Below are 20269 nucleotides of genomic sequence, written 5' to 3'. Positions count from 1 at the left end.
TAATACCGCCGCGAGAGGATCTATGACTACCACGCCTAAACCTTTGGTCCTGATGATTCTCGATGGCTTCGGTCACAGTGAAAACCACCACGACAACGCCGTATTCGCGGCGAACAAGCCCGTACTGGACCGCCTGTGCGCCAGCGTACCCAATGGCCTGATCTCCGGATCAGGCATGGACGTCGGCCTGCCGGACGGCCAGATGGGCAACTCTGAAGTCGGCCATATGAACCTGGGCGCCGGACGAGTGGTATATCAGGACTTCACCCGCGTGACCAAAGCCATCCGCGATGGCGAGTTCTTCGAGAACCCGACCATCTGCGCCGCGGTGGATAAAGCCGTCGCCGCCGGCAAGGCTGTGCATTTCATGGGCCTGCTGTCCGACGGTGGCGTGCACAGCCACCAGGACCACCTGGTGGCCATGGCCGAACTGGCCTACAAGCGCGGCGCCGAGAAGATCTACCTGCACGCCTTCCTCGATGGCCGCGACACCCCGCCCAAAAGCGCGCAATCGTCTATCGAACTGCTGGACGCGACCTTCGCCGCCCTCGGCAAGGGCCGCATCGCCAGCCTGGTTGGCCGCTACTTTGCCATGGACCGCGACAACCGCTGGGACCGTGTGTCCCAGGCCTACAACCTGATCGTCGACGGTAACGCCGAATTCAACGCAGCCACCGCCCAGCAAGGCCTGGAAGCCGCCTACGCCCGTGGCGAGAGCGATGAGTTCGTCAAGGCCACCACCATCGGCGAGCCGGTGAAGGTCGAAGATGGCGACGCCGTGGTGTTCATGAACTTTCGCGCCGACCGTGCCCGCGAACTGAGCCATGTGTTCGTCGATGAGGGTTTCAAAGACTTCGAGCGCGCGCGCCAGCCGAAAGTCGAGTTCGTGATGCTGACCCAATACGCCGCCAACATCCCGGCCCCATCGGCCTTCGCCCCGGGCAGCCTGGAAAACGTGCTGGGTGATTACCTGGCGAAAAACGGCAAGACCCAGTTGCGTATCGCCGAAACCGAGAAGTACGCCCACGTCACCTTCTTCTTCTCCGGCGGGCGTGAAGAACCGTTCCCCGGCGAAGAGCGCATCCTGATCCCATCGCCGAAAGTCGCCACCTACGACCTGCAACCGGAAATGAGCGCACCGGAAGTTACCGACAAGATCGTCGACGCCATCGAACACCAGCGTTATGACGTGATCGTGGTCAACTACGCCAACGGCGACATGGTCGGCCACAGTGGCAACCTGCAAGCCGCAGTCAAGGCCGTGGAATGCCTGGACCTGTGCGTAGGCCGGATCGTCGACGCCCTGGAAAAGGTCGGCGGCGAAGCACTGATCACCGCCGACCACGGCAACTGCGAGCAGATGTCCGACGAGTCCACCGGCCAGGCCCACACCGCCCACACCACCGAGCCGGTGCCGTTCATTTATGTCGGCAAGCGCGACTTCAAAGTGCGCGAAGGCGGCGTGCTGGCAGACGTGGCGCCGACCATGCTCATGCTGATGGGGCTCAAGAAGCCTGCCGAGATGACCGGCACCTCGATTCTGGTCTAAACCAAAACACCCTGTAGGAGCCGGTTTGCCGGCGATGGCGCCTGATTGAGCACCACAAGGTTCAAGGCCTCCATCGCTGGCAAGCCAGCTCCTACAGTGAGTTAGAGGTGTTTTTGAGGGTGGCGTTTAGCCATACCCTGCCGTATGGCAGCTAACTTACCCATTGGGCGTTTTTTTTGCAGCGTGGGGCGGGCATACTAGGCCGTCCCTTTCCCTGGTGTCGCCCGCCTCTATGCTTCGCGCCTTGATTACCCTTGCTCTTGTCTGCGTGCTCCAACCGGCCTTGGCCGACGAGCGTGCGCAAACCCAACAACAGTTGGACGCTACGCGTCAGGACATTACCGAGCTGAAGAAACTGCTCGGCAAGCTCCAGGAAGAAAAATCCGGGGTGCAGAAAGACCTGCGCGGCACGGAAACCGAAATGGGCAAGCTGGAGAAGCAGGTCCAGGAGCTGCAAAAAGAACTAAAGAAGAGCGAGTCGGAACTGGAGCGACTCGACGGTGAGAAAAAAAAACTCCAGAGCGCGCGCGTTGAACAGCAACGCCTGATCGCAATCCAGGCCCGTGCCGCCTACCAGAACGGCCGCCAGGAGTACCTCAAGCTGCTGCTCAACCAGCAGAACCCGGAAAAATTCGCCCGCACCCTGACCTACTACGACTACCTGAGCACCGCGCGCCTGGAGCAACTCAAGAGCTTCAACGAGACCCTGCGCCAGTTGGCCAACGTCGAGCAGGAAATCGCCGATCAGCAAAGCCAGTTACTGGCCCAGAAAAGCAGCCTCGACACCCAGCGCGACGAGCTGGACAAGGTGCGCAAGGAACGCCAACAGGCCCTGGCCAAGCTCAACAGTGACGTAAAAGCCCGTGATGCCAAGTTGCAGGCGCGCCAGCAGGACCAGGCCGACCTGGCCAAAGTACTGAAAACCATCGAGGAAACCCTGGCACGCCAGGCCCGCGAAGCCGAACAAGCGCGGCAGAAAGCGCTGATCGCCCAGCAGGAAGCAGAAAAACAGCGCCAGCGTGAAGCCGAGGCGCTCGCCAGCGACGCCCCGCGTAAACCGGCGCGTGCAGCCCCCGGCCCACTGGTTTCCAGCGCCGGTGAATCGTTTGGCGGGCCTTTTGCTACTGCCCGAGGCAAACTTCCATGGCCAGTTGATGGTCGACTACTGGCACGCTTTGGTGAAACCCGTGGCGATGACACCCGCACCAAGTGGGATGGCGTGATGATCAGCGCCTCTGCGGGCAGCCAGGTGCATGCCGTGCACGGCGGGCGCGTGGTGTTCGCCGATTGGCTGCGCGGCGCCGGTTTGCTGGTGATTCTTGACCACGGCAATGGCTATTTGAGCCTTTACGGCCACAATCAGACGTTACTCAAGGCCGCAGGTGATGTTGTAAAAGCCGGTGAATCCATCTCCACTGTCGGTAACAGTGGCGGCCAGGACACCCCGGCGCTGTACTTCGCTATTCGTCAGCAGGGCCGCCCGAGCGACCCTGCACAATGGTGTCGCGCCCAAGGATAGGCCGCACCTACATTAGGAGTTCGTTCGACATGCTGCATTTGTCCCGCCTCACTTCGCTGGCCCTGACGATCGCCCTGGTGATCGGCGCGCCTATGGCATTCGCCGACCAGACCGCCCCGTCAGCCACGGCCGCGACCACCAAGGCACCGCTGCCGCTGGACGAATTGCGCACCTTTGCCGAGGTCATGGACCGGATCAAGGCAGCCTATGTCGAACCTGTGGACGACAAGACCCTGCTGGAAAATGCCATCAAAGGCATGCTCAGCAACCTCGACCCGCACTCTGCCTACCTGGGTCCGGAAGATTTCGCCGAGCTGCAGGAAAGCACCAGCGGCGAATTCGGTGGCCTGGGCATCGAGGTCGGCGCCGAGGACGGCATCATCAAGGTGGTGTCGCCAATCGATGACACCCCGGCGTCCAAGGCCGGCATCCAGGCCGGCGACCTGATCGTCAAGATCAATGGCCAGCCGACCCGTGGCCAGACCATGACCGAAGCCGTCGACAAGATGCGCGGCAAGGTCGGCCAGAAAATCACCCTGACCTTGGTGCGTGACGGCGGCAGCCCGTTTGACGTGACCCTGACCCGCGCCACCATCGTGGTCAAGAGCGTGAAGAGCCAGTTGCTGGAATCGGGTTACGGCTACATCCGCATCACCCAGTTCCAGGTCAAGACCGGCGACGAAGTGGCCAAGGCCCTGGCCAAGCTGCGCAAGGACAACGGCAAGAAGCTCAACGGCATTGTCCTGGACCTGCGCAACAACCCCGGCGGCGTGCTGCAATCGGCAGTGGAAGTGGTCGACCACTTCATCACCAAAGGCTTGATCGTCTACACCAAGGGCCGCATCGCCAACTCCGAACTGCGCTTCTCGGCCACCGGCAAGGACCTCAGCGAAAACGTCCCGCTGGCGGTGCTGATCAACGGCGGCAGCGCCTCGGCCTCGGAAATCGTCGCCGGCGCCCTGCAAGACCAGAAACGCGGTGTACTGATGGGCACCACCAGCTTCGGCAAGGGCTCGGTGCAAACCGTGCTGCCGCTGAACAACGAGCGTGCGCTGAAGATCACCACGGCGCTGTACTACACGCCTAATGGTCGTTCGATCCAGGCCCAGGGCATCGTGCCGGATATCGAGGTGCGTCGGGCCAAGATCACCAACGAGAGCGACAACGAATACTTCAAGGAAGCCGACCTGCAAGGTCACCTGGGCAATGGCAACGGCGGCGCCGACCAGCCAAGCGGCAGCGGCCCGAAAGCCAAGCCCATGCCACAGGACGACGACTACCAACTGGCCCAGGCGTTGAGCCTGCTCAAGGGCCTGAGCATTACGCGCAGCCGTTGATATGCGTTTTGCGCTCATCCTCGCACTGTTGTGCAGCCTGGCAGGAGTCGCCCAAGCGACTCCTGCCGACCAGCCCCGCAAAGCCTACCTGACCCTGATCATCGACGACCTTGGGCAAAACCTGCCCAGGGATCGTCGCGTGCTGGCCCTGCCCGGCCCGGTGACGGCGGCGATCATGCCCGATACCCCGCACGCCGCCGAGTTCGCCCGCGAAGCCCATCGCGCCGGCAAGATCGTGATCCTGCACATGCCCATGGACCCGGCCACCGGCCCGTTCGCCTGGCACCCCGAGCTGCCTGTCGAAGAACTGGGCAAGCGCCTGGATGCAGCGTTCAAGGCCGTGCCCTACACCGCCGGCATCAACAACCATATGGGCAGCCGCATGACCGCTGAGCCAGGCGCCATGGCGTGGTTGATGGGCGAGTTGCAGCGCCGGCACAAGTTTTTCGTCGACAGCCGCACCAGCGCCAAGACCGTGGCCGCCGCCGAGGCACAGAAGATCAACCTGGCCCACGTCTCGCGGGATGTATTTCTGGATGACGAACGCACCGAAGCGGCCATCACCACGCAGTTGCAGACGGCTATCAAGCTGGCGCACAAACAGGGTTCGGCAGTGATGATCGGCCACCCATACCCACAGACCCTGGCGGTGCTGGAGCGCGAGCTGCCCAAGCTCAAGGCCCAGGGCGTCGAGTGGATTGATATCAAGCTGATGATCAGTGTGCGCAGCAACCAGGCCATGAGCGGCCACGGCAAAAATGGCATCTACCGCTAGATAGCTACCGCACCGCCGCACGTGAACACCTGAATAGTGAGCGGACAACACTCAACTATCAGGATGATCATGACCCCCTCTCGACACCTTCTCTCTGGGCTGTTGCCCAGTACCCTTTACACAGCCCTCATCGCCGCGCCCAGGTTTCTGCACAATAACCGGCAACAGCACCAAAGCCAGGCCCTGTGTACCGCCAGCCTGCTGGATACGCGCAATGCGCACGGAAAATCCGGTCCGGCCTATGTGGTGAGCAGCAGCCATTGTCTGCATCGTCTCGGCGGTCTGGTGCATGAGGATCTGCCGATCACGGGCAGCGTCAACTTCAACTATTTCGACGACACCCTGGAAACCATCAAGGCTTATCCACTCAAAACCCTCAAGTGGAGCAGCAGCCAAGGGGTGGACCTGGCCATCGTCGAGCTGCACACCTCGCTGGCAAGCCTGATTGACGATGGGATCACGCCCTTGAAACTGGCTGAGGCCGCGCCCGCCGATGGCGCTGACATTCTGGCCCTGACAGCGCGCCTATCGACGCCCGCAACGCCTATATCAACGACCCTATTGGCCCGCAAACCGCCCAGAACCCATCGCTCTGTTTCGCCCACTCGATGACGCGGTCAGCGGGCCAGAGGACCACCTCACCAAGATCCTTTTTGTAAATAACAAGCCTGTCAAAGTCTGCACCTATGCCTGTGATCAGGCCGACCAACCCTCAACCCTGCGGGTTGACTTCATAAAGCCTCGCTAACAACCGGAGCCCCACGAATGGAATCGATAAAATTTGGCAATCTGCTCATTAATTTCACAACGGAGTTCAGTCGACTCTGGGACAACAAGGGTTCACCCAACGCATCACCCGTCAGTTTTTGGCGCCCGGTACCGTCCGCCGACTTCCTCACCGACTATTTTCCGCTCGGCGACCATGCGGTTGCCGGACACGACGGTATCAACCATAAAGCCACGGTCGCTGTGGTATCGGAGGCCCCTGCACTAACCGAAGAAGAGCGCAGTAAAGGCAACGCACTCATGCCACCCATCGAGTTCGAAAAAGTGTGGGATGACAAAGGCTCCAGTGCCCATTCGAACGGGGCCATCTGGCGCCCGCTTCCACCCACCGGCTATGTAGCAATGGGACTGGTGGCCACTGACGGCTACGAAAAGCCCTCACTCAACACAATCCGGTGCGTTCGAGCGGATCTGGTGATTGCCTCATACATCAGCGACCCGATCTGGAACAACAAGCGCAGCCCCGCCCGTCTGGACTTCAGCGCCTGGGGCATCAGCCCTCCAGGGGCGGCGGCAGGCGAGGTGTACCTGTCGGCAGGAACCTTTGTCGGAGTCGCCAGCTATACCAAACCCTCGGTACACATTGCGGCTTATTCATTGCGCATGCAGATCCCCCTGCAGGCCAAGGCCCCGCCTCCGGCGCCAGCACTTGCAAGCGAGCGACAGCCGTCGCCTTTCGAAAAGGCCGAAGTGACCTATATCGCAAAACTGGCCTGGTTTACCGTCACGGACCCCAATCTGTCGCCCCTCCAACAACTGCGTACGTCCCCCACTTACCGACTGGAACGATCGGACAAATACATATTGGTCGGGTTTGGTCATAACAACAGCTCGCTGAACCAGACCTTCAAATGGACCGCTACGCGAGGGCAGAACGGCAGTAGCCTCAAGACACTGACCGACACCACGGCCATCGAAATTGGCACTGAATGGGGTTTCAACGTGTGGGGCGCTTCGGGCAAGGTCTCGGCAAAACTCAGCGGCAGCCTCACGCACACGCAAACGTCCTCCGAAGGGTGGACCAGCTCGACCACTTTTGAAGTCAACGCCACAGTTCCCGCGCACAAGGCGGTAGCCGTCTATCTGGTGCAAAGCAATTACAAGCTGCTGCGGGAAAACGGTACGCAAGTGTCAACTAGCATCAGCTACACAGACGGTGACAGTGTGTATTGGAGCGAATACCCACCGGCCCGTGAATGCGCGGTCACTTGCAAGCCGTTGCCAGCGCCTGCCTCATGAACCGCTAGAGATAGCGCGCCATAATCTGATCGACCACGCCTTCCTTACGTAGCTGGTCCAGCGCCGCCTGCAGTTTGGCCACCACCTCATCCGGCACGTCCTTGTTCAGTGCCAGATACAGCTGGGCACTGTTGAAGCGCAGCACCGTCTTGAGCCCGGAAACACCGACCTGGCGCGCCAGATACCGCCCGGCGGGGTCGCCGGTGGCCCAGAGGTCGATCTGCCCCTCCATGAGCTTTTGCGCATTGTCCTGGTCGCGCAGCACGATAATCGGCTTGAGCCCGCGTTTTTCCAGGGTCTGGGCAATGGCATCGCCTTTATAGGCACCGATCTTGTAGGTGCGGGCGTGCTCAAGGTCGGTCAGTTGGATGCTGCTGTCGGCCCTGGCCAGCAGCACCCAGTCATCCGGGCCGATGGGTCCGACCCACTTGAACAACGCTTCGCGGTCCGGCAGGCGCGCCATCACGAATACGCCGTAGCCTGGCTGTTCCAGGGCGAGTTTATAGATCCGCTCCCAGGGGAAGCGCAACGTGAGGTTGTAGGAAATGCCGGCCTGCTTGAAGGTCTCGCGGACAATGTCCACCGCAATGCCTTCGATGTTCTCGTCCTTGGCAAAATTCTTGCCGTTTTTCGCCATGTTGTAAGGCGGAAAGTTTTCCGTCAGCAGCACCAGGGAGGTGCCGGAAGGCTCGGCGGCGTTGGCCGAGCCCGCCAACAGAATGGAAGAACTGGCGAGGGCAAGCAGCAGGTCTTTGAACATGTAGGGTTACCGGAATCCATGGCAGGCCCCAGAGTGCCGCGAGCCTGTCATGGTGTCCAGTGGCGTTTAGCGTACGACGATGCCGCGTGCAGCCATGTAGGCCTTGGCCTCGGGAACGGTGTATTCGCCAAAGTGGAAAATGCTCGCCGCCAACACCGCACTGGCGTGGCCTTCGATGACGCCATCGGCCAGGTGTTGCAGGTTACCCACACCACCGGAAGCGATCACCGGAATGCCCAGCGCATCGCTGATGGCGCGGGTCACGCCCAGGTCGAAGCCATTTTTCATGCCGTCCTGGTCCATGCTGGTCAGCAAAATCTCACCGGCGCCCAGGCCTTCCATCTTCATCGCCCACTCCACCGCATCCAGGCCGGTAGGCTTGCGCCCGCCGTGGGTGAATATCTCCCAACGCGGGGTTTCACCGGGGCCTGAGACTTTCTTGGCGTCGATGGCGACGACGATGCATTGTGAACCGAAATGCTGCGCGGCCTCGCCGACAAACTCCGGGTTGAACACCGCCGCAGTGTTGATCGAAACCTTGTCTGCACCCGCGTTAAGCAGGTTGCGGATATCTTGCACGGTGCGCACGCCACCGCCCACGGTCAGCGGGATAAACACCTGGCTGGCCATGCGCTCCACGGTATGGAGCGTGGTGTCGCGGCCGTCGACGCTGGCGGTGATGTCGAGAAAGGTAATCTCGTCGGCACCCTGCTCGTCGTAGCGACGGGCAATTTCCACCGGGTCGCCGGCGTCACGGATGTTCTCGAACTTGACGCCCTTGACCACCCGACCGTTGTCGACGTCCAGGCAAGGGATGATGCGTTTGGCCAGCGCCATGGTCAGTCCTCAGCCTTTGTAGGCATCGCAGTAAGCCTGGGCTTCGGCGACGTCCAGGGTGCCTTCGTAGATCGCGCGGCCCGTGATGGCGCCAATGATCCCCGGCGCCTTGGCGTCCAGCAGCGACTTGATATCGCCCAGGTTGTGGATACCACCGGAAGCGATCACCGGGATTTTGGTGGCAGCCGCCAGCGCCGCGGTAAACGGTACGTTGCAGCCCTGCATCATGCCGTCTTTGGCGATGTCGGTATAAACGATGGCGGACACACCATCGGCTTCGAACTGCTTGGCCAGGTCGATTACCTGCACGGTGCTGATTTGCGCCCAGCCGTCTGTAGCGACGAAACCATCCTTGGCGTCCAGGCCCACGATGACCTTGCCCGGGAACGCGCGGCAGGCCTCGGCGACGAAGGCCGGGTCTTTCACGGCCTTGGTGCCGATGATCACGTAGCTCACGCCCGCCTTGACGTAGTGCTCGATGGTTTCCAGGGAGCGGATACCGCCACCGATCTGGATCGGCAGGTTCGGGTAGCGCTTGGCGATGGCCGTCACCACTTCGCCATTGACCGGCTGGCCTTCGAAGGCGCCGTTCAAGTCCACCAGATGCAGGCGACGGCAGCCGCCCTCCACCCACTTGGCAGCCATGCTCACCGGGTCATCGGAGAACACCGTGGAATCTTCCATGCGGCCCTGGCGCAGACGTACGCAAGCGCCGTCCTTGAGATCGATAGCGGGGATAATCAGCATCTGGCAAACCTTATTCGATATTCAGCATTGCTCGGAAAATCAGGGTTTTTCGAGCGCCCACAAGTCGCTTTCGATGCTCTCGAACCTTTCTTTAAGGTGCGTCTGGGCATCGAAAATCGCCCTGTTGTAATAGTGCGGAGCAATTTCAGTGGTGAACAGTTCGAGGATCTCAGCCACCTCGAACGACCCGAGACGGAGCTCGAAGCGGTCTTCCATGAAACGCTTGATCTTGTCGGTCGCCTCACTCTCCTGCTGGGGAGTGAGGTTGAGGATAGGCGGCTTGATCTTCTTGGCCATTACCAGCGCCCGTCCCAGCTGGCGAAGTTCTGCAGCAACTGCAGGCCATGGGTATGGCTTTTCTCCGGGTGGAACTGCACGGCAAAGCGCGAGCCTTCGGCCAGGGCTGCGGCGAAATCGACGCCGTAGTGCCCGCCACCCACCACCTGGCGCGGGTTACCGGCGGCGATGTAGTAGCTGTGCACGAAGTAGAAACGCGCCATGTCCGGGATGTCGTGCCACAACGGGTGATCGATGGTGCGGCGCACTTCGTTCCAGCCCATGTGCGGGACTTTCAGGTGTTCGCCGTCTTCGTGCAGGTCCTTGCCGAAGAACTTCACATCCCCCGGGAACAGGCCGATGCAGTCGACGCCGCCGTTCTCTTCACTGCGGTCGAGCAAGGCTTGCATGCCCACGCAGATCCCGAGGAACGGCCGGTCCTGGCTGACTTCGCGCACCAGGCTGTCAAAGCCCAGGCGGCGGATTTCGGCCATGCAATCGCGAATCGCGCCCACACCGGGGAACACCACACGGTCGGCTTCGCGGATCACCTGCGCATCGCTGGTGATCAGCACCTTGCCGGCACCGACGTGTTCGAGGGCCTTGGCCACCGAATGCAGGTTGCCCATGCCGTAGTCGATAACCGCGACCGTCTGCATTACAGAACGCCCTTGGTCGACGGCATTTGCCCGGCCATGCGGTCATCCAGCTCCACCGCCATGCGCAGGGCGCGGCCGAAAGCCTTGAACACGGTTTCGATCTGGTGGTGGGTGTTGGTGCCGCGCAGGTTGTCGATGTGCAGGCTGACCAGGGCGTGGTTGACGAAGCCCTGGAAGAACTCCTGGAACAGGTCCACATCAAAGCCGCCCACGGTGGCGCGGGTGTAGGGCACGTGCATCTGCAGGCCTGGGCGGCCCGAGAAGTCGATGACCACACGCGACAGCGCCTCATCCAGCGGGACATAGGCGTGGCCGTAACGGCGGATGCCTTTTTTGTCGCCGATGGCCTTGGCAAACGCCTGGCCGAGGGTGATGCCGACATCCTCCACGGTGTGGTGGTCGTCGATATGCAGGTCGCCCTTGCTGACGATATCCAGGTCGATCAGCCCATGACGGGCGATTTGATCCAGCATGTGCTCAAGAAAAGGGACACCGATATCAAATCGGGCCTTTCCGGTGCCATCCAGGTTGATCGAGGCTTTGATCTGGGTTTCCAGAGTGTCGCGCTCGACGGACGCCTTACGTTCGGCCATCACCAGCTCCGCAAAATCATTGGGCGAAAAAGGTGGCCATTATAGGGGCTGCGGGCGCTAAACAGAAACATCGAAGGGGATAAGACTGACGGCCTGTCGGGGATAGACATGTGCATACAACCCCCGACAAGCACGCAACAACCCTTGTAGGAGCCGGCTTGCCGGCGAAGCATTCGCAAGATCAGCATCGACCTCACTGACGCCATCGCCGGCAAGCCGGCTCCTACAGGTTTTTACATCAGTGGAATAGCACTGCAGTCTTCTGCAAGGTCACCCACACGCCCCACGCCAGCGGGATACCTACAACCAGCCAGGCAGCAATGGCCAATGGCACGGTGCCAGAGGCTGCTTTCCACTCCAGGGAAGTGCTGGCATCGGCGCCCTTGTCATGGCCCAGGGCCTGTTCGGCAGCCAGTTCGGCGTCGGTCATGAAGTACTTGTCGGCCACCGGGCGTACCAGCAGGTTGCAGATAAAGCCCAGCACCAGCAGGCCGGCGAGGATGTACAAGGTGATGTCATAGGCCGCGGCGCGTTCGACGCCGATGCTCAACTGATACTCACGCAAGTAGTTCACCAACACCGGGCCCAGCACGCCGGCCGCCGCCCAGGCGGTGAGCAGGCGACCGTGGATCGCGCCGACCATTTGCGTGCCGAACAGGTCCGCCAGGTAGGCCGGTACGGTCGCGAAGCCGCCGCCGTACATCGACAGGATGATGCAGAACGCCGCCACGAACAGCGAGACGTTGCCCAGGTGGCCGAGGTTCGGGATCAGCGCATACAGGGCAAAGCCCAGGGCGAAGAACACGAAATAGGTGTTCTTGCGGCCCAGGTAGTCGGAAAACGACGCCCAGAAGAACCGCCCACCAATGTTGAACAGGCTCAGCAGCCCGGTGAAACCGGCCGCGATGGCTGCGATGGAGGCCAGTTGCCCGGCATCCAATTGACCAAATGGCACGTCCACGCCCAGCAGCTTGCCGCCAAACACTTCCTGCAACAGCGGCGACGCCATGCCGAGGATGCCGATACCGGCCGATACGTTCAGGCACAGCACCAGCCAGACCAGGCGAAATTGCGGGGTTTTCCAGGCCACGTTCACGTGCACGTGACGGTGGGTGATCATCGCGTTGCTGGCTTTTTTCGCCGGCGCGGTCCAGCCCTCAGGCTTCCAGCCGGTCGGTGGCACGCGGTAGGACAAGGCACCGCCGATCATGAACACGAAGTAGATCGCGGCCATTACCAAAAAGCTCTGCCACACGCCCACGCCGGTCGGCGAGGCAAAGTGGCCCATCAGCGCTGCCGCCAGCGGCGCACCGACCATCGCCCCGCCGCCAAAGCCCATGATCGCCATGCCGGTGGCCATGCCGCGCTTGTCCGGGAACCACTTGATCAGGGTCGAGACCGGCGAGATATAGCCCAGGCCCAGGCCGATACCGCCAATGACCCCGGAGCCGAGCCACATCAGCCAGATCTGGTGGGTATAGATCCCCAGCGCCGAGATCAGCAGGCCACCACACCAGCACAGTGCCGAGACCACACCGGCCTTGCGCGGCCCGGCGTGTTCCAGCCAGCCGCCCCAGATCGCTGCCGAGCAGCCCAGGAAGATGAAGAACAGGGTGTAGATCCAGCCCAGCATGGAAATCGGCCAGTCGCAGGACGACGAGAAGATCTGCGCGATAAAACTCATGTCCGGCGCACAAGCCACCGGCGCGGTCACACCCAGCGCCTTGGACAGTGGCAGCCAGAACACCGAGAAGCCGTAGGCCATGCCGATGCACAAGTGGATGGCCAGGGCGGCCGGCGGAACCAGCCAGCGGTTGAAACCGGGCTTGGCGATGATGCGCTCCTTGGACAGGAACGCAGGCTGCGCAGCAGTAACGCCGGCCGCAGTGCTAGTGTTCATTGGTGTTTCCCCCAGTTATTGGTCTGTGTTCGCCAGGCGCTCTCCTCCTCGGCCTTTGCACGCAATGCGTGGCCGTTTTGTCGAGTGAAGCTCCTTGTAAGCGCGACGTTTCGTCGCAGAAGGCGGGCGAACGCGCAAAGATTAGCATCTGGCGCAGCGAGAGAAACCAAACTGACACTACCTTTTTCGGTTCATCTGTTTTGTTTGACACTATGTAACGATGCGTAAACAGCCGTGGACCTCGCGGCGTTATACTCTGCGGCTAAATTTTAAAATCGACACACAAGGACTCGCCCATGAAAGCGTTCGGCAAAATCCTGGGTCTGGTACTTCTCGGGCTGTTGCTGATCATTGTGGCTCTGGGCTTTGCCCTGACCCACCTCTTCGATCCCAACGACTATAAAGACGAGATTCGCCAGATTGCCCGCGACAAGGCCCACATCGAGCTGACGCTCAATGGCGATATCGGCTGGAGCCTGTTCCCCTGGCTGGGCCTGGAGTTGCATGAAGCCAGCGTGGCTACCCTGAGCAATCCTGCCCAACCGTTTGCCGACCTGCAGATGCTCGGCCTGTCGGTACGCGTGCTGCCGCTGCTGCGCCGCGAAGTGCAGATGAGCGATGTGCGCGTCGAGGGCCTGAACCTGCGCCTGACCCGCGACAAGCAAGGCCATGGCAACTGGGAAGATATCGGCAAGGCACCGCCCGTCGTGGCTACCGGTACCGCCGATGCACCCGCGACGACTGCGCCAACCACGGCGCCAGCGCCGGAGAAACCGGCCCAGCCGATCCGCCTGGACATCGACAGCCTGACTGTCAACAACGCCCGCATCGAGTACAACGACGAGCAGACCGGCAAGCAGTTCAGCGCCGAAAGCATCCAACTGAGCACCGGTGCCGTGCATGAAGGCGCAAGCATTCCGGTCAAGCTCACCGCGTTCTTCGGCAGCAACCAGCCGGTAATGCGGGTCAAGAGCGAGCTCAACGGCGAGCTGCGTTTTGATCGTGCCCTCAAGCGCTATCAGTTCGAAGACATGAAAATCGCAGGCGAAGCCACTGGCGAGCCGCTGCAAGGCAAGACCGTGACGTTTGCCACCCAGGGCCAGTTGCTGGTGGACCTGTCGGCAAACATTGCCGAGTGGACCGGCCTCAAGCTCTCGCTCAACCAACTGCGGGCACTGGGCGAACTGAAGGTCAACGACCTGGATAAAACCCCGCAGATCAGCGGCGCCCTGTCGATTGCCCAGTTTGACCTGGCCAAGTTCCTCGACAGCGTCGGCCAGCCGCTACCGGCCATGGCCCCAGAGAGCCTGAGCAAGGTCGAACTGGTCAGCCGCCTGCAAGGCACGCCGTCGAGCATGGCCCTGGAAGACCTCAACCTCAAAGTCGATGGCAGCACCTTCACCGGGCGCCTGGCGGTGGAGGACTTTGCCAAGCAAGCCCTGCGCGTGCAGTTGAAGGCCGACACGTTCAATGCCGACCACTACCTGCCCGCCAAGTCCGAAGCCGCCAACAGCGCCGCCGTTGCGCGCAAGGCCGAAGTGCAGAGCAGCGAAGCCGGGGCCATGGCCGCCGGTGGCACCACGCCGTTGCCGGACGCGCCGACCAAAGGCGCCTGGAGCACCGACAAGCTGCTCCCGCTGGCGCGCCTGCGCAGCCTGGACGTGATTGCCGACCTGTCCTTCGGCCAACTGACCCTGAGCCAGTTGCCCATCGAGAATGCAGCACTCAAGGCCTCCGGCCAGGGTGGCCAGCTCAAGCTCGACACCTTGAGCGGCGGTCTCTACAACGGCACGTTCCAGGCCAGCGGCAGCCTCGATGCACGGGAGGATGTGCCGGTGCTGGCGCTACAAACCAAAATCAAGCAAGTGCCGGTCGAGCGGATCCTGCAGGCCCAGGGGCAAACCCCGCCGGTCAAGGGCCAGATCACCCTCGACAGCAACCTGAGCGGGCGTGGCAACAGCCAGAAAGCGCTGATCGACAGCCTCAACGGCACCGCCAGCTTCGTCATCAACAATGGTGTGCTGCTCAATGCCAACCTTGAGCAACAACTGTGCACCGGCATTGCCCTGCTCAACCGCAAGACCCTGGCCGCCACACCGCGCAGCAAGGACACCCCGTTCCAGGAACTCAAGGGCAACCTGACCTTGCGTAACGGCGTGGCCAGCAACCCGGACCTGAAAGTGCGCATCCCCGGCCTGACCGTCAACGGCAATGGCGACGTGGACCTGCGCGTACTGGGCATGGACTACCGCGTGGGCATCATCGTCGAAGGCGACAAGCGCGACATGCCGGACCCGGCCTGCCAGGTCGGCTCGAACTTCCAGGGCATCGAAGTACCGCTGCGCTGCCGTGGCCCGTTGGAGCTAGGTGCCAAGGCCTGCCGCCTGGACAAGGACGGCCTGGGCCAGGTGGCCGCTAAAATGGCGGGCAACAAGCTCAGCGAGAAGATTGAAGAGAAGCTCGACAAGGTCAATCCCAAGCTCAAAGACGCCCTCAAAGGTTTGTTCAACCGATGAGAAACGAGCAATTTTCAGCGGCCGTGCTCGACTGGTACGACCGTCACGGCCGCCATGACCTGCCCTGGCAACAGGGCATCACCCCGTATCGGGTGTGGGTCTCGGAAATCATGCTGCAACAGACCCAGGTCAGCACCGTGCTCAATTACTTCGATCGCTTCATGGCTTCGCTGCCAACGGTCGAAGCCCTGGCGGCCGCGCCGGAAGATGAAGTGCTGCACCTGTGGACCGGGCTGGGCTACTACACCCGGGCACGCAACCTGCAAAAGACCGCGAAGATTGTCGTCGCCGAATACGGCGGCGAGTTTCCCCGCGATGTAGAGAAACTCACCGAGCTGCCGGGCATCGGCCTGTCCACCGCCGGCGCCATCGCCAGCCTGAGCATGGGCCTGCGCGCGCCGATCCTCGACGGTAACGTCAAGCGCGTGCTGGCACGCTTTACCGCCCAGGAAGGCTACCCGGGCGAGCCCAAGGTGGCCAAGCAGCTGTGGGCCACTGCCGAGCGCTTTACCCCCCACGACCGCGTCAACGCCTACACCCAGGCCATGATGGACATGGGCGCCACCCTCTGCACCCGCAGCAAACCCAGTTGCCTGCTGTGCCCCCTGGAAAAGGGCTGCGAGGCGCACATGCTGGGCCTGGAAACCCGCTACCCGATCCCCAAGCCACGCAAGACCATCCCGCAAAAGCGCACGCTGATGCCGATGCTGGCCAACCAGGAGGGCGCGATCCTGCTTTACCGTCGCCCCTCTACAGGGCTGTGGGGCGGGCTGTGGAGCTTGCCGGAACTGGACGACCTGAACGACCTGGAACACCTGGCCAACCAGCACTCACTGGCGCTGGGCAAACATCAGGAACTACCCGGGCTGGTGCACACCTTCAGCCACTTCCAGTTGGCTATCGAACCCTGGCTGGTGCAGGTCGAGGAATCGGCCCATCACGTGGCCGAGGCCGACTGGCTCTGGTATAACCTCGCCACCCCGCCGCGCCTGGGCCTTGCCGCCCCGGTGAAAAAACTGCTGAAGCGCGCGGCCGACGTATTGAACGCAGGAGTTTCGTCATGACCCGCACCATCATCTGCCGCAAGTATCACGAAGAACTGCCCGCCCTTGAGCGCGCCCCATTCCCCGGCGCCAAGGGCCAGGACATTTTCGACCACGTCTCCGCCAAGGCCTGGGCCGACTGGCAGAAGCACCAGACCCTGCTGATCAACGAAAAACGCCTGAACATGATGAACGCCGAAGACCGCAAATATCTGCAGGGCGAGATGGACAAGTACTTTTCCGGCGAGGATTACGCCAAGGCCGACGGCTACGTGCCGCCTGCTCAATAATTGAGCAAAAACCGGGGTTGGCACGTAAGCGACGGTAATAATTAAATATTTTTTGAAAACTTGCTTGACGACCCCCTGAAAAACCCGTTTAATGCGCCCCGTTGCCCAGATAGCTCAGTCGGTAGAGCAGGGGATTGAAAATCCCCGTGTCGGCGGTTCGATTCCGTCTCTGGGCACCACTTATTAGTTTCAGGTGGTGCAAACATCATCTGAAACACACAAGAAACCCGCCTAGTGCGGGTTTTTTGTTGCCTGCGATTTAGTGCGCCAGCGCCCCTCTGGTTACTTTTAGGTTAACGCCAAGCCTCACGGGCATCCGATGTGTTATTTATCGCGCTGCTCAACCGTCTAGCCTTAATCCACTCTTCAGCAAGGTAGTTACTTCATGACCCGGTATTTGTTCTGCACGCTGTTAATGCTGACAGCGCTGCTCAGCGGATGCGCCACGACGATGGACGTCGCGATCAATGCAACCCCTGATCCGGACTATCACTTTGACCGACAGGCGCCCGTGCTGGTGACATCGGTCGGCGGCAATAGCGAGAATGCGCTCAATGCCCGCTACTACCTGCGCGACATGGTCAGCGCCATGAAGGACCAGGGGTTTCGCGAGGTCTATACCGACGTGACCCTGCCCAAGAATCGCACGCCAAAAATCACCATCACCCTCGATATCGACAGCCACCAGGTGACCTACCGCTATACCGCCACCGAGTATGGGCAGGTGCCAACCAGCACCTCTACCGTGTGCAAGAACAGCAAGAAAAAAAGCGACCAGATGATCTGCACCAGCACGCCGAACACCACCTATGGCCCGGTAGGCAGCTCGGAACGCACCGGCTACACCACCCTCACCACCTTCACCGCCACGGCTCGGGATGAAGCGAGCAAACGCGCGGTGTACCTGCTGCGGGTAACGTCCTACAACGAGGACTGCCAAGCGGCCAAGGTCGAGGCCTTCCTGGTACAGCAGGGCCTGCAGAACCTGAACTTCCAGGACCGTGTGCAGCGCAACTACAGCGTCACGATGCCCGAGGGGTATCGCTGCAAATAGTTCGTCGCCCCATTCCAGGTAGTTCAGGAAGAATGTCACTTCGCAGTCCTGCCTGACTGCCAGCCTTGATTGCCCCTCCCCGCACAGGGCGACCCCACCCGGTCGCCCGCATCAAACACCCCCCCCCGCCAAAAAGCCAGGCTCGACTGAAGCCCATAGTTGCTAATAGCAATTATTATCATTTAAGCTGGCGCGCAAAATCCCCCCCTGCACCACTAAAAATAATCAAGGAGCTGCGATGCCTTCTGCACGCGAGCCAGGTTCATGGTTGAAGGCACTTGGCCTTGCCCCCTTAGGATTCGCTTCGATGCTTGCCCCCGCCGCCTTCGCGGCCGAGGAAAAAGGCCAGCTCGAACTGCCCAGCCAAAGCATTACGGCAACCGCCTCAGAAGAAACGGCCGACGGCCCGGTCAAAGGCTATGTTGCCAAGCGCAGTGCAACGGGGGTCAAGACTGACACCCCAATCACTGAGATCCCCCAGTCGATCTCCGTCATCAGCGCCGACCGCATGCGCGATCAGGGCGCACTGACCGTGCAAGACGCATTGCGGTATGTTTCCGGGGTGCGGGCCGAGACCTTCGGGCTCGATAGCCGGGGAGACTGGTCGAAAGTGCGAGGCAGCTCGCCGGCCCTGTTCCTGGATGGTTTACAGCAGAGCTTCGGTACTTACACCAACGTGCGCACCGACCCCTTCACCCTGGAGCGCCTTGAAGTGCTCAAGGGCCCCGCATCGATGCTGTATGGGCAAAGCCCGGTGGGGGGACTGATCAACCAAGTCAGCAAACGCCCCAAAGCCGAACAGCACACCGAAGTGCAACTGCAGTACGGCAATTACAACCGCAAGCAGGTCGCCGTGGACACCACCGGCTCCCTGAACCCACAAGGCACGCTGCTGTACCGGCTGGTGGCGATCCAGCGCGACAGTGACACTCAGGTTGATCATGTCAAAGACAACCGCCAGGTCCTGATGCCATCGCTGACCTGGCGCCCCAACGACGATATCGACTGGACCCTCCTGGCCAACATCCAGCGCGATGACAGTGGCTCCACCACGCAGTTCTTCCCACACAAAGGTACCGTCTGGAACGCGCCATATGGCCGGATCCACAGCAACCGGTTCGCCAGCGAGCCAGGCTTTGACGAATACGACAGTGACCAGACAGCGCTGACGTCGCAATTTTCGTGGCATCTGAACGATACGTGGACCCTGCGCCAAAACCTGCGCTGGCAAAAAAGCAAAGTCAGCTACCAATCGATTTACTCGGTATTTGCCAAAAACCCACCGTTCAAGCCCGATAACCAGACCCTCGACCGCGTCTATTACGTTTCCAAACCCGAGGTCAAAGTGTGGGTCGCCGACCAAAACGCCGAGGCTCGATTTGACACCGGCCCGCTCCAACACACCCTGTTGCTGGGAGGCGATTACCAGCATGCCGTCTCCAACCGGGACGGCGCCAGCGGCCCGGCAACACCACTGAATGTGTACGACCCGGTGTATGGCACCTTTGACCCCTCTGTCATTCGCCTCACCGCAGACCCGGAGCAACGGGTCATGCAAAAAGGGCTTTATGCCCAGGACCAGATCAAATACGAGCAGTGGTTGTTGACCCTGGGCCTGCGCAAGGACTGGTCCGCCAGCCAGACCCAAGGCAGCGCCCGACAAAAGGACGACAAGCTGACCGGCCGCGCGGGCCTGACCTATCTGTTCGACAACGGCATAGCGCCCTACTTGAGCTACAGCGAATCATTCCAGCCCCAAATCGGCCTCAACCGGCGAACGCTCGAACCCTACGTACCGCTCAAGGGCAAACAGTGGGAGCTGGGCGTGAAGTATCAGCCGGTTGGCAGCAACAGTCTCTACACCGCTGCGGTGTATGACATTCGCGAGCAGAACCGCCGCATGCCCGACCCCCTGGATGCGATGAACACCCTGCAAAGTGGTGAAACCCGTGCCCGTGGCCTGGAGCTCGAAGCCCTGGTGACAGTCACGCCCGCCTGGGACCTGATTGGCACCTACAGCTACACCGACACCACCGTCATCAAGGGTTCGCCCGCCGAGCAAGGCAAACGCCTGGCCAGCGTTCCAGAGAACATGGCGTCGGTATGGAGCCAGCATCGATTCAGCATCGGCGACATTTCCGGGTTCAGCGTCGGTGCAGGCATTCGCTATGTAGGAACCAGCTGGGATGGGGCCGACCGGCTGAAAACACCGTCTTCCACCCTGGTGGACGCGATGCTCGGGTATCGCTACCAGAACTGGAACCTGAGCCTCAACGCGACCAACCTGGAAGACAAGACCTACTACACCACATGCCTGGCACGAGGTGACTGCTTCATCGGTAACCGTCGTACGCTCGTCGGTACACTGGCCTACAACTTTTGATCGAGC

At 61.2% G+C, this 20269-nt stretch carries 18 protein-coding genes and 1 tRNA gene; 12 read left to right on the top strand and 7 right to left on the bottom strand.

Annotated features, from left to right (window positions below; translation table 11 throughout):
* The first annotated feature begins 22 nt into the window (after nt 1-22).
* The 6 genes from gpmI to ACSSVH_RS01505 all read left to right on the top strand — a co-directional run bounded on the left by gpmI (nt 23) and on the right by ACSSVH_RS01505 (nt 7205).
* Nucleotides 23-1549 carry a 2,3-bisphosphoglycerate-independent phosphoglycerate mutase gene (gene gpmI / locus ACSSVH_RS01530; RefSeq protein WP_169955648.1) on the top strand — a complete coding sequence of 509 codons (1527 nt, stop codon included), beginning with the start codon at nt 23-25 and terminating at the stop codon, nt 1547-1549.
* A 232-nt stretch (nt 1550-1781) separates the two neighbouring features.
* Nucleotides 1782-3068, top strand: a complete 1287-nt coding sequence (locus ACSSVH_RS01525; protein ID WP_432754913.1) for a murein hydrolase activator EnvC family protein — start codon at nt 1782-1784, stop codon at nt 3066-3068.
* A 29-nt stretch (nt 3069-3097) separates the two neighbouring features.
* Nucleotides 3098-4405: a S41 family peptidase gene (locus tag ACSSVH_RS01520; protein ID WP_169955646.1), complete on the top strand. Its 1308-nt coding sequence runs from the start codon at nt 3098-3100 to the stop codon at nt 4403-4405.
* A 1-nt stretch (nt 4406) separates the two neighbouring features.
* On the top strand, nt 4407-5180 hold the full coding sequence (locus tag ACSSVH_RS01515) for a divergent polysaccharide deacetylase family protein (RefSeq protein WP_172312488.1): 774 nt from the start codon (nt 4407-4409) through the stop codon (nt 5178-5180).
* A gap of 63 nt (nt 5181-5243) precedes the next feature.
* On the top strand, nt 5244-5792 hold the full coding sequence (locus ACSSVH_RS01510) for a hypothetical protein (RefSeq protein ID WP_492633986.1): 549 nt from the start codon (nt 5244-5246) through the stop codon (nt 5790-5792).
* Between the two features lie 153 nt (nt 5793-5945).
* Entirely contained in the window at nt 5946-7205 is a 1260-nt protein-coding gene (locus tag ACSSVH_RS01505; protein ID WP_492633985.1) for a Vps62-related protein, read from the top strand.
* Between the two features lie 4 nt (nt 7206-7209).
* On the opposite strand, the gene ACSSVH_RS01500 is transcribed toward ACSSVH_RS01505, so the two are convergent.
* From ACSSVH_RS01500 to ACSSVH_RS01470, 7 genes are all read right to left on the bottom strand, one after another.
* Nucleotides 7210-7965, bottom strand: a complete 756-nt coding sequence (locus tag ACSSVH_RS01500) for a substrate-binding periplasmic protein (RefSeq protein WP_169955643.1) — start codon at nt 7963-7965, stop codon at nt 7210-7212.
* A gap of 66 nt (nt 7966-8031) precedes the next feature.
* On the bottom strand, nt 8032-8802 hold the full coding sequence (gene hisF / locus ACSSVH_RS01495) for an imidazole glycerol phosphate synthase subunit HisF (RefSeq protein ID WP_003171107.1): 771 nt from the start codon (nt 8800-8802) through the stop codon (nt 8032-8034).
* Between the two features lie 9 nt (nt 8803-8811).
* A complete protein-coding gene (hisA, locus tag ACSSVH_RS01490; RefSeq protein WP_038445290.1) occupies nt 8812-9549 on the bottom strand; it encodes a 1-(5-phosphoribosyl)-5-[(5-phosphoribosylamino)methylideneamino]imidazole-4-carboxamide isomerase in 738 nt (245 codons plus the stop codon).
* A gap of 39 nt (nt 9550-9588) precedes the next feature.
* Nucleotides 9589-9846 (bottom strand): DUF2164 domain-containing protein, encoded by a 258-nt coding sequence (locus ACSSVH_RS01485; protein ID WP_169955642.1) that lies wholly within the window; start codon nt 9844-9846, stop codon nt 9589-9591.
* Complete coding sequence (gene hisH, locus ACSSVH_RS01480) at nt 9846-10484, bottom strand: imidazole glycerol phosphate synthase subunit HisH (protein ID WP_492633984.1); 639 nt, start codon at nt 10482-10484, stop codon at nt 9846-9848. Before hisH ends, ACSSVH_RS01485 begins: the two co-directional genes overlap by 1 nt.
* Entirely contained in the window at nt 10484-11077 is a 594-nt protein-coding gene (hisB, locus tag ACSSVH_RS01475) for an imidazoleglycerol-phosphate dehydratase HisB (RefSeq protein ID WP_003218037.1), read from the bottom strand. The genes hisH and hisB overlap by 1 nt, the downstream gene beginning before the upstream one ends.
* A 238-nt stretch (nt 11078-11315) precedes the next feature.
* Nucleotides 11316-12977: an OFA family MFS transporter gene (locus ACSSVH_RS01470; protein WP_169955640.1), complete on the bottom strand. Its 1662-nt coding sequence runs from the start codon at nt 12975-12977 to the stop codon at nt 11316-11318.
* Between the two features lie 296 nt (nt 12978-13273).
* Here ACSSVH_RS01470 and ACSSVH_RS01465 point away from each other — a divergent pair, with 296 nt between their 5' ends.
* The 6 genes from ACSSVH_RS01465 to ACSSVH_RS01440 all read left to right on the top strand — a co-directional run bounded on the left by ACSSVH_RS01465 (nt 13274) and on the right by ACSSVH_RS01440 (nt 20263).
* Nucleotides 13274-15493 (top strand): AsmA family protein, encoded by a 2220-nt coding sequence (locus ACSSVH_RS01465; protein ID WP_170042365.1) that lies wholly within the window; start codon nt 13274-13276, stop codon nt 15491-15493.
* Nucleotides 15490-16557 carry an A/G-specific adenine glycosylase gene (gene mutY, locus ACSSVH_RS01460; RefSeq protein WP_492633983.1) on the top strand — a complete coding sequence of 356 codons (1068 nt, stop codon included), beginning with the start codon at nt 15490-15492 and terminating at the stop codon, nt 16555-16557. The genes ACSSVH_RS01465 and mutY overlap by 4 nt, the downstream gene beginning before the upstream one ends.
* Nucleotides 16554-16826: an oxidative damage protection protein gene (locus ACSSVH_RS01455; RefSeq protein WP_038445278.1), complete on the top strand. Its 273-nt coding sequence runs from the start codon at nt 16554-16556 to the stop codon at nt 16824-16826. Before mutY ends, ACSSVH_RS01455 begins: the two co-directional genes overlap by 4 nt.
* Nucleotides 16827-16929: 103 nt before the next feature.
* Nucleotides 16930-17005, top strand: a tRNA-Phe gene (locus ACSSVH_RS01450).
* A gap of 206 nt (nt 17006-17211) precedes the next feature.
* Complete coding sequence (locus tag ACSSVH_RS01445) at nt 17212-17880, top strand: YajG family lipoprotein (protein WP_169955637.1); 669 nt, start codon at nt 17212-17214, stop codon at nt 17878-17880.
* A 307-nt stretch (nt 17881-18187) separates the two neighbouring features.
* On the top strand, nt 18188-20263 hold the full coding sequence (locus ACSSVH_RS01440; RefSeq protein ID WP_432754909.1) for a TonB-dependent siderophore receptor: 2076 nt from the start codon (nt 18188-18190) through the stop codon (nt 20261-20263).
* Nucleotides 20264-20269 lie beyond the last annotated feature (6 nt).

The sequence above is a fragment of the Pseudomonas sp. HC1(2025) genome, from assembly GCF_058742075.1.
Note: the sequence above shows the minus strand (reverse complement) of the source record. Positions and strands in the feature narration are given on the sequence as shown.

What these genes read in the sequence shown, in the direction of transcription:
- gpmI (WP_169955648.1), top strand. Translation starts at nt 23, where the DNA reads ATGACTACCACGCCTAAACCTTTGGTCCTGATGATTCTCGATGGCTTC.
- ACSSVH_RS01525 (WP_432754913.1), top strand. Translation starts at nt 1,782, where the DNA reads ATGCTTCGCGCCTTGATTACCCTTGCTCTTGTCTGCGTGCTCCAACCG.
- ACSSVH_RS01520 (WP_169955646.1), top strand. Translation starts at nt 3,098, where the DNA reads ATGCTGCATTTGTCCCGCCTCACTTCGCTGGCCCTGACGATCGCCCTG.
- ACSSVH_RS01515 (WP_172312488.1), top strand. Translation starts at nt 4,407, where the DNA reads ATGCGTTTTGCGCTCATCCTCGCACTGTTGTGCAGCCTGGCAGGAGTC.
- ACSSVH_RS01510 (WP_492633986.1), top strand. Translation starts at nt 5,244, where the DNA reads ATGATCATGACCCCCTCTCGACACCTTCTCTCTGGGCTGTTGCCCAGT.
- ACSSVH_RS01505 (WP_492633985.1), top strand. Translation starts at nt 5,946, where the DNA reads ATGGAATCGATAAAATTTGGCAATCTGCTCATTAATTTCACAACGGAG.
- ACSSVH_RS01500 (WP_169955643.1), bottom strand. Translation starts at nt 7,965, where the DNA reads ATGTTCAAAGACCTGCTGCTTGCCCTCGCCAGTTCTTCCATTCTGTTG.
- hisF (WP_003171107.1), bottom strand. Translation starts at nt 8,802, where the DNA reads ATGGCGCTGGCCAAACGCATCATCCCTTGCCTGGACGTCGACAACGGT.
- hisA (WP_038445290.1), bottom strand. Translation starts at nt 9,549, where the DNA reads ATGCTGATTATCCCCGCTATCGATCTCAAGGACGGCGCTTGCGTACGT.
- ACSSVH_RS01485 (WP_169955642.1), bottom strand. Translation starts at nt 9,846, where the DNA reads ATGGCCAAGAAGATCAAGCCGCCTATCCTCAACCTCACTCCCCAGCAG.
- hisH (WP_492633984.1), bottom strand. Translation starts at nt 10,484, where the DNA reads ATGCAGACGGTCGCGGTTATCGACTACGGCATGGGCAACCTGCATTCG.
- hisB (WP_003218037.1), bottom strand. Translation starts at nt 11,077, where the DNA reads ATGGCCGAACGTAAGGCGTCCGTCGAGCGCGACACTCTGGAAACCCAG.
- ACSSVH_RS01470 (WP_169955640.1), bottom strand. Translation starts at nt 12,977, where the DNA reads ATGAACACTAGCACTGCGGCCGGCGTTACTGCTGCGCAGCCTGCGTTC.
- ACSSVH_RS01465 (WP_170042365.1), top strand. Translation starts at nt 13,274, where the DNA reads ATGAAAGCGTTCGGCAAAATCCTGGGTCTGGTACTTCTCGGGCTGTTG.
- mutY (WP_492633983.1), top strand. Translation starts at nt 15,490, where the DNA reads ATGAGAAACGAGCAATTTTCAGCGGCCGTGCTCGACTGGTACGACCGT.
- ACSSVH_RS01455 (WP_038445278.1), top strand. Translation starts at nt 16,554, where the DNA reads ATGACCCGCACCATCATCTGCCGCAAGTATCACGAAGAACTGCCCGCC.
- ACSSVH_RS01445 (WP_169955637.1), top strand. Translation starts at nt 17,212, where the DNA reads ATGACCCGGTATTTGTTCTGCACGCTGTTAATGCTGACAGCGCTGCTC.
- ACSSVH_RS01440 (WP_432754909.1), top strand. Translation starts at nt 18,188, where the DNA reads ATGCTTGCCCCCGCCGCCTTCGCGGCCGAGGAAAAAGGCCAGCTCGAA.